The sequence below is a fragment of the Bradyrhizobium sp. AUGA SZCCT0283 genome (genome assembly GCF_018130385.1).
GTDB lineage: Bacteria > Pseudomonadota > Alphaproteobacteria > Rhizobiales > Xanthobacteraceae > Bradyrhizobium.
Genome location: NZ_JAFCLU010000016.1, coordinates 52,879 through 65,200 on the forward strand (window position 1 = coordinate 52,879; position 12,322 = coordinate 65,200).

General features: G+C 63.2%; 15 protein-coding genes. 9 read left to right on the top strand and 6 right to left on the bottom strand.

Annotated elements, in window-relative coordinates:
* Window positions 1–53: 53 nt before the first annotated feature.
* From JQ624_RS21820 to JQ624_RS21830, 3 genes are read right to left on the bottom strand one after another with little or no spacing between them, the layout of a single operon-like run.
* Entirely contained in the window at window positions 54–1,439 is a 1,386-nt protein-coding gene (locus tag JQ624_RS21820) for an ATP-binding protein (RefSeq protein WP_212420957.1), read from the bottom strand.
* A gap of 7 nt (window positions 1,440–1,446) precedes the next feature.
* Window positions 1,447–2,181, bottom strand: a complete 735-nt coding sequence (locus JQ624_RS21825) for a response regulator transcription factor (RefSeq protein WP_312014465.1) — start codon at window positions 2,179–2,181, stop codon at window positions 1,447–1,449.
* A gap of 2 nt (window positions 2,182–2,183) precedes the next feature.
* A complete protein-coding gene (locus tag JQ624_RS21830) occupies window positions 2,184–2,738 on the bottom strand; it encodes a MarR family winged helix-turn-helix transcriptional regulator (RefSeq protein WP_212420958.1) in 555 nt (184 codons plus the stop codon).
* 325 nt (window positions 2,739–3,063) lie between these two features.
* Here JQ624_RS21830 and JQ624_RS21835 point away from each other — a divergent pair, with 325 nt between their 5' ends.
* The 3 genes from JQ624_RS21835 to JQ624_RS21845 all read left to right on the top strand — a co-directional run bounded on the left by JQ624_RS21835 (window position 3,064) and on the right by JQ624_RS21845 (window position 5,851).
* Window positions 3,064–4,140, top strand: coding sequence for a branched-chain amino acid aminotransferase (locus tag JQ624_RS21835; protein WP_212420959.1), 1,077 nt, complete (start codon window positions 3,064–3,066; stop codon window positions 4,138–4,140).
* A 154-nt stretch (window positions 4,141–4,294) separates the two neighbouring features.
* A complete protein-coding gene (locus JQ624_RS21840; RefSeq protein WP_212420960.1) occupies window positions 4,295–5,185 on the top strand; it encodes a branched-chain amino acid aminotransferase in 891 nt (296 codons plus the stop codon).
* Between the two features lie 393 nt (window positions 5,186–5,578).
* Entirely contained in the window at window positions 5,579–5,851 is a 273-nt protein-coding gene (locus JQ624_RS21845; protein WP_212420961.1) for a hypothetical protein, read from the top strand.
* A gap of 8 nt (window positions 5,852–5,859) precedes the next feature.
* Here the strand turns inward: JQ624_RS21845 and JQ624_RS21850 are convergent, their stop codons facing one another.
* The gene (locus tag JQ624_RS21850; protein ID WP_212421081.1) at window positions 5,860–6,078 is read right to left on the bottom strand and encodes a hypothetical protein; all 219 of its coding nucleotides are present in this window, start codon (window positions 6,076–6,078) and stop codon (window positions 5,860–5,862) included.
* 44 nt (window positions 6,079–6,122) lie between these two features.
* Here JQ624_RS21850 and JQ624_RS21855 point away from each other — a divergent pair, with 44 nt between their 5' ends.
* The 4 genes from JQ624_RS21855 to JQ624_RS21870 all read left to right on the top strand — a co-directional run bounded on the left by JQ624_RS21855 (window position 6,123) and on the right by JQ624_RS21870 (window position 9,178).
* On the top strand, window positions 6,123–6,572 hold the full coding sequence (locus JQ624_RS21855; RefSeq protein WP_212420962.1) for a DUF2314 domain-containing protein: 450 nt from the start codon (window positions 6,123–6,125) through the stop codon (window positions 6,570–6,572).
* 228 nt (window positions 6,573–6,800) lie between these two features.
* Window positions 6,801–8,273 (top strand): histidine--tRNA ligase, encoded by a 1,473-nt coding sequence (hisS, locus tag JQ624_RS21860; protein ID WP_212420963.1) that lies wholly within the window; start codon window positions 6,801–6,803, stop codon window positions 8,271–8,273.
* Between the two features lie 124 nt (window positions 8,274–8,397).
* On the top strand, window positions 8,398–8,610 hold the full coding sequence (locus JQ624_RS21865; protein WP_028350741.1) for a tautomerase family protein: 213 nt from the start codon (window positions 8,398–8,400) through the stop codon (window positions 8,608–8,610).
* A 172-nt stretch (window positions 8,611–8,782) separates the two neighbouring features.
* Window positions 8,783–9,178, top strand: coding sequence for a thioesterase family protein (locus tag JQ624_RS21870; RefSeq protein WP_212420964.1), 396 nt, complete (start codon window positions 8,783–8,785; stop codon window positions 9,176–9,178).
* Window positions 9,179–9,294: 116 nt separating this feature from the next.
* On the opposite strand, the gene proC is transcribed toward JQ624_RS21870, so the two are convergent.
* Window positions 9,295–10,164, bottom strand: a complete 870-nt coding sequence (proC, locus tag JQ624_RS21875) for a pyrroline-5-carboxylate reductase (protein ID WP_212421068.1) — start codon at window positions 10,162–10,164, stop codon at window positions 9,295–9,297.
* A 125-nt stretch (window positions 10,165–10,289) separates the two neighbouring features.
* Entirely contained in the window at window positions 10,290–10,790 is a 501-nt protein-coding gene (locus JQ624_RS21880; RefSeq protein WP_212420965.1) for a YbjN domain-containing protein, read from the bottom strand.
* Between the two features lie 375 nt (window positions 10,791–11,165).
* Here JQ624_RS21880 and JQ624_RS21885 point away from each other — a divergent pair, with 375 nt between their 5' ends.
* Both JQ624_RS21885 and JQ624_RS21890 read left to right on the top strand, forming a co-directional pair.
* Window positions 11,166–11,372, top strand: a complete 207-nt coding sequence (locus JQ624_RS21885) for a hypothetical protein (protein ID WP_312014471.1) — start codon at window positions 11,166–11,168, stop codon at window positions 11,370–11,372.
* Between the two features lie 96 nt (window positions 11,373–11,468).
* Window positions 11,469–12,299: an LON peptidase substrate-binding domain-containing protein gene (locus JQ624_RS21890; RefSeq protein ID WP_212420966.1), complete on the top strand. Its 831-nt coding sequence runs from the start codon at window positions 11,469–11,471 to the stop codon at window positions 12,297–12,299.
* Window positions 12,300–12,322: the final 23 nt, after the last annotated feature.

A 12,322-nucleotide genomic window follows, 5' to 3' on the forward strand; every position in this document is an offset into this window, starting at 1 on the left:
TTTATCGCGGTTGCAGCACGTAGCCCGGATTGCTGCGCTGGGCTACGTGGCGCCTACACCGGCACCCTTACCGCAGCCCTCAATCCGCCCATCGGGCTGTCGCTGAGTGTGATGTCGCCGCCATGCGAGCGGGCGATGTCGCGGGCGATGGCCAGCCCTAGGCCCGTGCCGCCTTCGTCCTGGTTGCGGGCATCGTCGAGCCGCAGGAACGGCTTGAACACTTCCTCGCGCATATTGGCGGGAATGCCCGGCCCGTCGTCGTCGACCGTCACCGTCAGATAGCGGTGATCGCGATGACCGGTGATGGCGACCGTCTTGGCGTGGCGCGCCGCATTGGAGACGAGGTTGGCGATGCAGCGCTTGAACGAGGCCGGTTTCACCGTCACCACCGGCAGGCCATGGAACGTCACCGTCGCGGTATGGCCGTGGCGCTCGGCATCACTGCGTAATTCTTCCAGCGCCATCTCCATATCGGTCGGCTGCGCGATCTCGCCGCTGTCGCCGCGCGCGAACGCGAGATAGGCCTCCAGCATGCCGGACATTTCGTCGACATCCTTGCGCATGCCGTCGACTTCGGGGCTGTCGCCGATCAGTGCGAGCTCGAGCTTGAAGCGGGTCAGAATGGTGCGCAGATCGTGGCTGACGCCGGCCAGCATCGCGGTGCGCTGCTCGAGCGAGCGCTCGATGCGGGCCTTCATTTCCAGGAATGCCTGCGCCGCGCGCCGCACCTCGCGCGCCCCGCGCGGGCGGAAGTTCGGCACTTCGCGGCCCTTGCCGAAACTTTCTGCGGCGTCCGCCAGCCGCAGGATCGGCCTGATCTGGTTGCGCAGGAACAATACCGCGACGATCAAGAGGATCGAGGAGGTACCCAGCATCCAGAAGATGAAGATCTCCGAATTCGAGGCGTAGGCGGCGCTGCGCTGCGCGAACACCCGCATCACGACATCGTCGAGCTGGATGCGTATTTCGACCAGATTGGACTTGCCGACGGTGTCGATCCAGAACGGACGGCCGATCTGGCGGCCGAGCTGCACCGAGAGCGTCTGGTCGAGCAGCGAGAAGAACGGTTTCGGCCCCGGCGGCGGCATGTCGCCGACGGGGAGAAAATCGACCACGAGCTGCAGCCGCTGCCCGACGCGGCGCAACTGCGCACGCTCCTTGTCCTGCGGATAGAAGTTGTAGACGTCGATCAGGCTGGCGATGTCCTGCACCACAGCCGCCGACAGCCGACGCGTCACCGTGTTCCAGTGCCGCTCCATGAACACGAACGCCACGACTGTTTGCAGGATCACCATCGGCACGATCATGATCAGGAGCGCCCGGGCGTAGAGGCCGGTCGGCATCCAGCTCTTGAACGCGTTGCCCATCCAGCCATTGGCCCTGGAGACGCGTCGCGACGCATTGCGGATGAACGTCAGGCCGGTGTCGAGCGTGCTCATGAGTTGCTCAGGGCGACGCGACCAGGCGATAGCCGATGCCGCGCACCGCCTGCAGAAACAGCGGATTGGCGGGATCGCGCTCGATCTTGCGCCGCAGGCGGTTGATCTGCACGTCGACCGCGCGCTCGTTCACCGTGCCGCCGCCGGTCAGCGCCGCGCGCGGCACGGTTTCGCCGGGGCTGGCGGCCAGAATGCGCAGCATTTCGCGCTCGCGGTCGGTCAGGTGAATGATCTCCTCGCCCTGGCGCAGTTCGCCGCGGTCGAGATGATAGACGTAAGGGCCGAACGCGATCTGCTCCAGCGCCTCCACCGGCGGCGGCGCGGAGCGCTTGAGGATGTTGCCGATCCGCAAGATCAGTTCGCGCGGCTCGAACGGCTTGGCGACATAATCGTCGGCGCCGATCTGCAGGCCCTCGATCCTCGCTTCCGCCTCATGGCGCGCCGTCAGCATGATGATCGGCACCGAGGACGAGGTGCGAATGAAGCGGGCCAGCTCGAAGCCGGTTTCGCCGGGCATCATGACGTCGAGGATCAAAAGATCGAAATGCAGGCCGAGCAGTTTGGCGCGCGCGTCGCCCGCGCTCGACGCCGTGGTGACGCGATAACCCTCGCCGGACAGAAACCGCGACAAAAGATCGCGGATGCGGCGGTCATCGTCGACCAGCAGGAGATGCGGGGCGTCGTCGGCCAGCTGCCGCGGCGCGCGCGCGGTGGCTGCAGCGATGGTTACTCCTTGCGCCACGGTCACTCCCTTGGCTTCTTGCTGCCGATCCCGAAGATCGCCTCTAACACCTTGTCGGGGTCGTCGCGATCGATCATCGCGCGCAGGAACTGGCTGATCGCAGCGACGCCCTCCGGATTGATGTCCCGGAGCGCGTGGGTGATGCGATCGGTCTGCAGCCCTGCGAGCTTTGCCACCAAGGCTTCGCCCTTGGGGGTGGCGTAAAGAAGGCGCTGCCGGCGGTCGTTATTGCCGGTCTTCTGGACGATGTAGCCCTCATCGAGCAACTGCTTGAGTACCCGGCCAAGCGACTGCTTGGTGATCCGCAATACGTCCAGGAGGTCGGCGACCTTGAGGCCGGGATAGCGGTAGACGAAATGCATCACGCGGTGATGGGCGCGGCCGAACCCGAAAGCCTCGAGCTCATGGTCGGCATCGCCCACGAAGTCGCGATAGGCGAAGAACAACAATTCGATGATGTCCCAGCGCATTTCGCCGGCCCGCGTGGCAGGGGATGTGCCGGCGGCGCCTTGCGAATCGGGGTCGGCCGGGCCCCTTGAGAAATTTATGTCAGTCATGTTGACATATCTTGGGTTCAATGTTACAAAACTGCCAACCACGACGAAACTTTAAGTCGTTTCGAACCTGGTGACGTGTCAGGCAGCCGGAAAAAAGCCAGCAATGGCGGCAACGGCCGCAAATGAACTACCGTGCGATTGTCGAGCGGCATTTCGACAAACATACTGGACTTCGGCATCCCGCAAAAGCATGTCCTCAACCGACATGACGGCGATGGAGACCGGCCGCGAGGCTGGTGGTGGTGAAGTCCAGACCTATTAACCCAGCAGGCCCGGAGCGGCAGGCCGGCGCCAGTAATCGCGCCCGACAGCGGGAAGCAAGGGAATGAGCTTGAAATTCGAAATCCAGCCTGCGGCGAATCCGACTCCTGAGAAGGAGCGCACGGCAAGGCTCGCGGACCCCGGCTTCGGCCGGATTTTCACCGATCACATGGCGATCGTCCGCTACAATCAGGCCAACGGCTGGCATGGCGCGCGCGTCGAAGCTCGCGCGAATTTCCCGCTCGATCCGGCCACAGCCGTCCTGCACTACGCGCAGGAGATTTTCGAGGGCCTCAAGGCCTACAAGCGCGACAACGGCGTGAACCTGTTCCGCCCTGACGCCAATGCAAGGCGCTTTAAGAGTTCGGCTGAGCGCATGGCCATGGCGCCGCTGCCCGAGGCTGTGTTCATCGAAGCGGTCGAGCAGCTTGTGCGGATCGACAGCGCCTGGATACCGGGCGGCGAGGGCAGTCTCTATTTGCGGCCCTTCATGATCGCGAGCGAGGTCTTCCTCGGCGTGAAGCCGTCAGCGGAATACATCTTCGCCGTCATCGCCTCGCCGGTCGGCTCCTATTTCAAGGGCGGACCTGCGCCGGTGTCGATCTGGGTGTCGGAGAACTACACGCGCGCCGCGATCGGCGGCACCGGCGCCGTCAAGTGCGGCGGCAATTATGCCGCGAGCCTGCGCGCGCAGGCCGAGGCGATCGAGCACGGCTGCGATCAGGTGGTTTTCCTCGATGCGATCGAGCGCCGCTACATCGAGGAACTCGGCGGCATGAACGTCTTCTTCGTATTCGACGACGGGTCGCTGCTGACGCCGCCGCTCGGCACGATCCTGCCGGGCATCACCCGCGATTCGATCATCACGCTGGCGAACGATTCCGGCACGCGCGTGCGCGAGGAGGCCTACACGATCGACCAGTGGCGCACCGATGCCGCCAGCGGAAAGCTGAAAGAAGCCTTCGCCTGCGGTACGGCGGCGGTCATCTCGCCGATTGGCAAGGTGTGCTCCGCGAGCGGCGAGTTTCTGATCAGCGGCGGCGCGGCCGGCCCTGTCGCCATGGGGCTGCGCAAGAAGCTGGTCGACATCCAGTACGGCCGCGCTGAAGACCCGCACGACTGGATCAGAAAGGTCCTGTGACCGGCGGCGGAATTATCCCGCCGCTCTGCAACAAGCACACTGTTTCAACTTGAGCACGGGGCTCTGCGCCGCGCTTTGCGTCGACGCGCGTGCAGACTGGAAATTAATCAGGGAGTGTCAGGCGCGAATCTCGCGCCAAATCGGGAGAGAAGCCATGGGAGTTTCGTTCGACAAGATCGATGGCGTCATCTGGTACGATGGCAAACTGGTGCCGTGGAAGGACGCCAACGTCCACGTCCTGACCCATGGTCTGCACTATGCGAGCTGCGTGTTCGAGGGCGAGCGCGCCTATGGCGGCAAGGTCTTCAAGAGCACGGCGCATTCCGAGCGGCTGAGGAACTCGGCCAACATCCTCGATTTCGAGATTCCGTATTCTGTTGCCGAGATCGATGCCGCAAAACAGCTCGTGATCGACAGGAACAACCTGCCGGATGCCTATCTCCGCCCGATCGCCTGGCGCGGATCCGAGATGATGGGCGTCTCGGCGCCGACCAATACCATTCATCTCGCGATCGCCGCCTGGGACTGGCCGAGCTATTTCGATCCCGCCGAGAAGCTGAAGGGCATCCGGATCGGCATGGCCGAATACCGGCGGCCCGATCCGGCGACAATTCCGGCGATGGCGAAGGCGTCCGGTCTCTACATGATCTGCACCATCTCCAAGCACAAGGCCGAGCGTGCAGGCTATGCGGATGCCATGATGCTGGACTGGCAGGGCCGCGTCGCCGAGTGCACCGGCGCCAACATCTTCTTCATCAAGGACGGCAAGATCCACACGCCGATCGCCGATTGCTTCCTCGCCGGCATCACCCGCGCCACTGCGATCGACCTCGCGAAGCGCAGCGGCATCGAGGTGATCGAACGCCGCATCATGCCGGAGGAGCTTTCTCATTTCACTGAATGTTTCATCACCGGCACCGCCGCCGAAGTGACCCCGGTGTCCGAGATCGGCCAGTGGAAATTTACGCCCGGCAAGATCTCCGAGCAGTTGATGGCGGACTACACCGCCGAAGTGCAGCCCAAGGGTAAGGCTGCGGCGGCGTAGGTTTCCCTTTCGACAGGTTCCCTTTTCCCTCTCCCCTTGTGGGCTGTCGAAAGTGTCCACGATGTCTCCGAACACCTGTCCACCTTGTCTCCGGTCTGAACAGTGGGAGAGGGTCTCGCCTCACGAGGTGAGGCGACGAGTGAGCGGTCTGTCTCCGCGGATGCAAACCCCCTTATTCGGCATGGACTTCGTCCGCAATGGCCGCTGCAGCCGCCTTGGCCGCGTCCCACGGTGTCATGGTTGTTGAACTGGATAGAGGAACTCGGCCGGTCGGAGCCGCGTTGGTGATGCCGAAGATTGACGAAGCATTTCCAGCCGGCAGCAGCATCTGCGACGCCGCGCTGCACAACCTGATCGGAGCGAGCCGGTTTTCAGGCGAAATACGAAGCCATCATGGCCACGATCTTGGAGCGCTCAGGAACGGGCGGACAAGAGGAACACGGAGGGCACATGAGAAACATCGTGAACGAAGACGGCGAGATCATCGCCAAGGCAACGAAAGACGGTACACTGGTCGGCGGCCACCACCGCATCATAATGGCGGGCAGCCTCTGTCAAAAACTGTTCTGGCAAGATACCGGCGAACCTGTGAAGCTTGACGCCTTAATGCATCCAAATGCATCCAAGTTCTCATCGACATATAGCTTGATGCGTCCGCCGCGTTAGCGAACGGCTTACTTCTTTTCGTCCTTCGGGGCCGGTGCATTGTCCTTGTCCCTTTTGATATTGCCCTTGGTTGCGCTCATGCCGGTGGTGTCCATCGAACCATCTGGCTTGGCGCCGTTCGTCGTTCCGGGCTTCTCCATGCCGGTCTGCGGAGCGGGGCCGGTATTCTGGGCAAAGGCCGAGCCGCACAGGAGCGTAAGAGCGGTGACGGTGATAAGCTTCTTCATAGATCTCTCCTTTGGAGACCTACAAATAATTCGGCGCGCAAAGTGTGGTTCCTAGATTGGCGGCTGCGGCGCGTCCCTTTTGCGTCTCAAAGGCCAACACGCTGAATGTAGGAAGCGCGGGGAATGCCGCGATCGCAAAGGCGCGGGCCACGTTACCGACGTTCTGGGCCTCCTATGATGCGCCAAAACCGTCGGAGACCGGTCACTCCCTCAAGGTGCGGTTTCCAAATCCGAGGAATAATGGCGAGCACATCTGGATGGCAGACGTGAAGAAGACCGCGGATGGCCGCTATTCGGGACGGTTCGCCAACGCGCCGCGCGATCTGCCCGGCAAGAAGGCCGGCGAGGTGGCCTTGTTCAAGGAGGCCGACATCTCGGACTGGATGTTCATGCGGAACGGCAAGATAGTTGGCGGCGAGACCATCAAGCCGCTGCTGAAAGCAATGCCGAAGGCCGACGCCGATGCGCTTCGCGCGAGGTTGGAAACCCCTTAAGGGAGGCCCAAGGGCAAGGCGCTGCGGCTCGACAATCACCAGGGTCCAAACCGCAAGTTTCCGTCATGCCCGGGCAAAAGCGCCGACAAAGAAAGCCGTGGATGGCCGGGTCATAGGCGAGCGGAAGCGACGCCGTCCTTCGGACGGCTATGCCCGGCCATGATGAACCTTGCTTTAATGATGCCCAACGGTTGCCCGGCCGGGCCTTGGCTGGTACCAACGCGCCCCATGGCTGAAAAACCCAAAAAACCCCAGAAACTCCGCGCCCGCCTGCCGCGCGGGCTGGAAGATCGTGGCCCGGCGGCGATTGCCGCCACGCGCCAGATGGTCGAGAAAATCCGCGAGGTCTATGAGCGCTACGGTTTCGAGCCGGTCGAAACGCCGGCGATGGAGTTTACCGACGCGCTCGGAAAATTCCTGCCCGACCAGGACCGGCCGAACGAGGGCGTGTTCTCGTTCCAGGACGACGACGAACAGTGGATCTCGCTGCGCTACGACCTGACCGCGCCGCTGGCGCGCTATGTCGCAGAGAATTTCGACGCGCTGCCGAAGCCGTATCGCAGCTATCGCGCCGGCTATGTCTACCGCAACGAGAAGCCGGGTCCCGGCCGCTTCCGCCAATTCATGCAGTTCGATGCCGACACGGTGGGCTCCGCTTCGCCCGCGGCCGATGCCGAGATGTGCATGATGGCGGCGGACACGATGGAAGCGCTCGGCGTTCCCCGCGGCAGCTATGTGGTGAAGGTGAATAACCGCAAGGTGCTTGACGGGGTGCGCGACGCGCTCGGCATCGCGGATGATGGGCAATGGCTGACCGTGATGCGCGCGATCGACAAGCTTGATCGGCTCGGCATTGCCGGCGTGCGGCAATTGCTGGGCGATGGCCGCAAAGATGAGTCAGGTGATTTCACAAAGGGCGCTGGCCTGAAGTCCGATGACATCGCATTGGTCGTCGGCGCGATCGAGCAGGGCGCGCAGATCGACGCGCGGCTGCGCGACAGCAAGATCGGCCAGGAAGGCCGCGACGAACTCGACGCGATCAGCAAGCTTGTCACGGCATCCGGCTATGGGTCGGATCAGATTGTCATCGATCCCTCCGTCGTCCGCGGTCTCGAATATTACACCGGTCCTGTTTACGAGGTCGAACTCACGCTCGAAACCAAAGACGAAAAAGGCCGCCCCGTCCGCTTCGGTTCGGTCGGCGGCGGTGGCCGCTATGACGGGCTGGTCTCGCGCTTCCGCGGCGAGCCGGTGCCGGCGACGGGATTTTCCATCGGCGTGTCGCGCCTGCAGGCCGCGCTGACGTTGCTCGGCAAGCTCGACACCAAGCCGGCCTTTGGCCCGGTGGTCGTCACGGTGTTCGGAGGAGAAATCGCCGACTATCAAAAGATGGTCGCTAGTCTTCGCAACGCGAACATCCGTGCCGAGCTGTATCTTGGAAATCCAAAGCACAGCATTGGCCAGCAAATGAAATATGCCGACAGGCGAAATGCGCCCTGCGCGATCGTCCAGGGGTCGGACGAAAGGGCGAATGGCAAGATCCAGATCAAGGATCTCATCCTTGGTGCGGGGCTTACCGAGATCAAGGACCGCGAAGAGTATTTGAAGAAACAGGCCGAGGCTCAATACGAGGTCGACCAGGGCAAGCTCGTCGACGCCGTGCGCGAAGTGCTGGCGCGCCATGACGTGAAGTGGGGATAGCCATTCGTGCCAGGCGTCATGCCCGGCCTTGTGCCGGGCATCCACGTCTTGTTTGATAGGGGAGATCGCCGATGGCCGGGATACGCCCGGTCATGACGAAAAGAAAAGCAACGAGGAGATCACAATGCCTGAGATTACCGTGAGCATGGCCGCCGGCCGCACCGACGAACAGAAGGCTGGCATGATGCGTGACATCACGCAGGCGCTGGTCAAGAACCTCGGCGTCGATGCCGATGCGGTGGTGATCCAGATCAACGAAGCGCCGCTGGCCCACAAGATGAAGGGCGGCAAGACATTTGTGGAGCGCGCGGCGGCGGCTGCCGCGGCGAAAAAGTAGCTTGGCCTCACCTTTCGTCGTCCCTGCGAACGCAGGGACCCACAACCACCGATGTGAGTTGTGAGCAAGGCTGGAGCTGCAGCTCACTGCAACATTTGCCATTCGTGGTTATGGGTCCCGGCTCAAGGCCGGGACGACGCTTGTGGAAGCGGTTGTGCCTCAGGACAAATCCATGGACGCACGTGAGTTCATCAAGGTCGGCATGAGTGCGGAGCGGACGCTGGTCGTGCCGGCCGAGCGCACGGTCGGGCATTTCGTGCCTGATATGCCGATGGTCTATGCGACGCCGATGATGATCCTGGAAATGGAGATGGCATCCAGCGATGCCATCAGGGGCCACCTTCAGCCCGGCTGGATCACGGTCGGCACCGAGGTCGATATCCGCCATCTCGGCGCCTCGCTGGTCGGCGCGACGGTGCGGGTCACAGGAAAAGTTGTCGCGGTGGAGCGCCGCGTGATCCGCTTCGAGGTCGAAGCCTTCGAGGGCGAGCGCAGAATAGGCGACGGCCGCCACGCCCGCGGCCTCGTCAATGTCGAGATGTTTACGAAGCGGCTTGCGGGGAGGTAGCTGCTTGCTCGGAGCCGGGTGGCAAAAGCGCGCTTGCGCCATGCCCACCATTCTTGTGTATGTCGAAGATGGTGGGCACACTTCGCTTTGCCCACCGGACGATTCATCCACGATCCCTACTTCGCCAGATCCCTTGAACGCTGCGTCGCCGCGGCCACGGCGCGTGTCAGCAGCGGCTGCATGCCGTTCGGCCCCATCAGTACATCCAGTGCGGCGGCCGTGGTGCCGCCTGGCGAAGTGACGTTCTGGCGCAGGGTAGCGGGCGCCAGTTCCGAGCGATGCAGCAGTTCGCCGGAGCCGGCGACGGTTTCGCGGGCGAGCCGGGCGGCAAGCTCTGCCGGCAGGCCGGCGGCGACACCGGCGCGCGCGAGTTCTTCGGCGAGCAGGAAGACATAGGCCGGACCGGAGCCGGAGACCGCGGTCACGGCGTCCATCAGGCTTTCCTTGTCGACCCATTCCACCGCGCCTGTGGCGCGCAACAGCGCATCCGCAATCGCGCGCTGCGCGGCGCTGACACTCTTGGCTGCGACCGCGACCGTGATGCCGCGGCCGATCGCGGCCGGCGTATTGGGCATGGCGCGAACCACGCTGCCGCCGCAGACCGCTTCGAGCGAGGCGATGGTCGTGCCGGCCATGATCGAGACCACCAGCGTCGACGGGCCGGTGAACGGCTTGAACGTGGCGCCGGCCTCGCGGAACGATTGCGGCTTCACTGCGACCACCAGCGTGTCGACCTCGCCGGTATCCTTTGCCGTTGGATTGAGCCGGACGCCTTGCGCCGCCAGCGCGCCGATATCGGGCGAGGGATGCGGCTCGATCACCACGACGCGCCTGGCGTCGAGGCCGCCGGCCAGCCATCCCGTCAGCATTGCGCCGCCCATTTTGCCGGCGCCGGCGAGTGCGATGGTGCCGTGGAGGTTTTGAAGTGCGTTTGTGCTCAAGACGTCACCATATGCTCCGTCGTCCTTGCGAAAGCAGGGACCCATAACCACAGGAGTTTTTAGTGAAGCGAGAGAGGGGCTACAAGCAGTTTGCTGGAGCCCCAGAGGTCACGGCGCTTGGGTCCCTTGCTTTGGCAGGGACGACATCGTGTCTGCGGAAGCGGCGGGGCCTACGCCTCGCCCTCGGTATCGAACATCGCCGCGCTCATCGCCTCCGACGCAGTCTTCCCGGCCCAGACCACGAACTGGAACGCGGGGTAATAGCGCTCGCAGGCGTGGATGGCGCCGGCCAGCATGGCCTCGCATTGCGCGGTCGAGGCGCTCAGCCCACCCGGCAGCACCAGCGCCTGCCGGTACATGATCATGCCGGTATGGGTCCAGATGTCGAAATGGCCGACCCATAATTGCTCGTTGATCGCCGCGATCAGCCGCTGCACTTCGGCGCGGCGCGCTGGCGGAATCTTCATGTCGAAGGCGGAGGCCAGGTGCAGCGCCTCGATCTCCGCCATCCAGGTGAAGGAGAGCTGATAGTCCGTCCAGTTGCCCTTGGAGACGATGGTGACTTCGTCTTCGCCGGAGCGCTCGAACGCCCAGTTGTTGTCGGCGGCAATGTCCTCGACCACCGCCAACGGGTTGTTCCGGGAATCGATAATGCCTTCGAGGAGGGACATGCCGTCTCGACCTTGTTTTTGAATTCTTCTGATACGCACCACGGAGCCCGGCGCGCGTTGAACTTAGGCGGCGCCGCCGACTGCAATCCCCTGATCGCTGGTCGTCCCGGGGCCTGCTGACGCTCAAGTGATGTGATTTGCGGAATCCGCGCAACTGACCCCTGAGTCCGTCCACAGGCCAAAGCGGCGTCGTCCACAGCAGATCGCGGCCACAGCAATTAATTTGAGAACAAACCGGAATCGGATTCGAGCGTCGCGGAGTCCGGAGAAATCGGGCAGGTCTGCCACAATGGTTAATGGATTGTTAATTTCCCCTGGGATGACCTGGCAGAGACCCGGTTCCCGCCTCCCGCGCACGAGGACGTCGGCGCCATTATCAATCCGGCCAGCTTCACGTCGCCCGGCATCATAGGCACGATCAAGGCATTTGAAGGACCGGTGCGCGAAGTGCACGTCTCCCACGTCCACGGCCCGGACGAATGTCATCGCCATTCCGCAATTGACAGCCGCTCGGACCGGGGCGCATATTTTTCGTCGGGTGGATACGACCCGCTGCTTGCGCCCCTTCATGGGGTACGGTGAACGTATCGAGCCGCTTCAGGCACCCTTTGCCCAAGCGAACGAGTCAGTAACGCAAGCGCCTGACATTTCTCGTTCGCCAATGCAGAGGACGATCCCATGCGCGATTTCCGCGATGCAAAAGCTATAGCGCACACCCTGCGCGAGGCCCTCAAGGCCAAGTCTGTTTCCCTGACCCACAGTGAGAGTCTGGAACTGGTTGCCAAGGCGTTGGGTTTTCCCGACTGGAATTTTCTGGCCGCGAAGATTCAGCACAGCGAGCCGATATCCGCGCCGTCGGAGGCGCCGCCGCCCGCCACCAGTTTAGCAGCCAAGCCGTCCGGAGCCGTCGTTCCGATCGTGCCGATGCGGGATCTCGTTCTGTTTCCGCAAATGATCGCGCCGATCTTTGTCGGCCGCGACAAGACCAAGCGCGCCATCGAACGCGCTCTGGCGACGGATCGCCGGGTTCTCGTGCTGACGCAGCGGCGCTCGGCCGACGACGATCCTGCGCTGGATGCGCTTTATTCGGTCGGCGTGACCGCAGGCGTGATCAATTGCCTCACGCTGGCGGATGGGACCCTCAAGATTGTCGTCTCCGGACTCGAACGTGCCGCGGTCGTCAGGCCGATTGAGGAGGAATTCCTGGCGGCGGAGATTGCGCCGCGCGAAGAGAGCGGCAGCCAGACAGCGGAGGCCGTGGCCCTGTCGGGCGCCGTGGCCGACGCGTACCGGATCTATGCCAACCTCGATTACACGGCCCTGCCAAAGCCTCTTCAGGTTCGCCTGCGCCTGCCTAACATCGACGATCCGGGGATACTGGCCGATTCAGTTGCGCCGTTGCTGTCGGTCGGAATCGACCAGCGGCAACAGCTTCTGGAAATCGCCGACGTGGTTATGCGGCTGCAGAAAATTCTCGAGCTGCTGAAAGCAGACCAACAGGCGGCTTGAAGAACCGGCGGGAACGCTGCGGT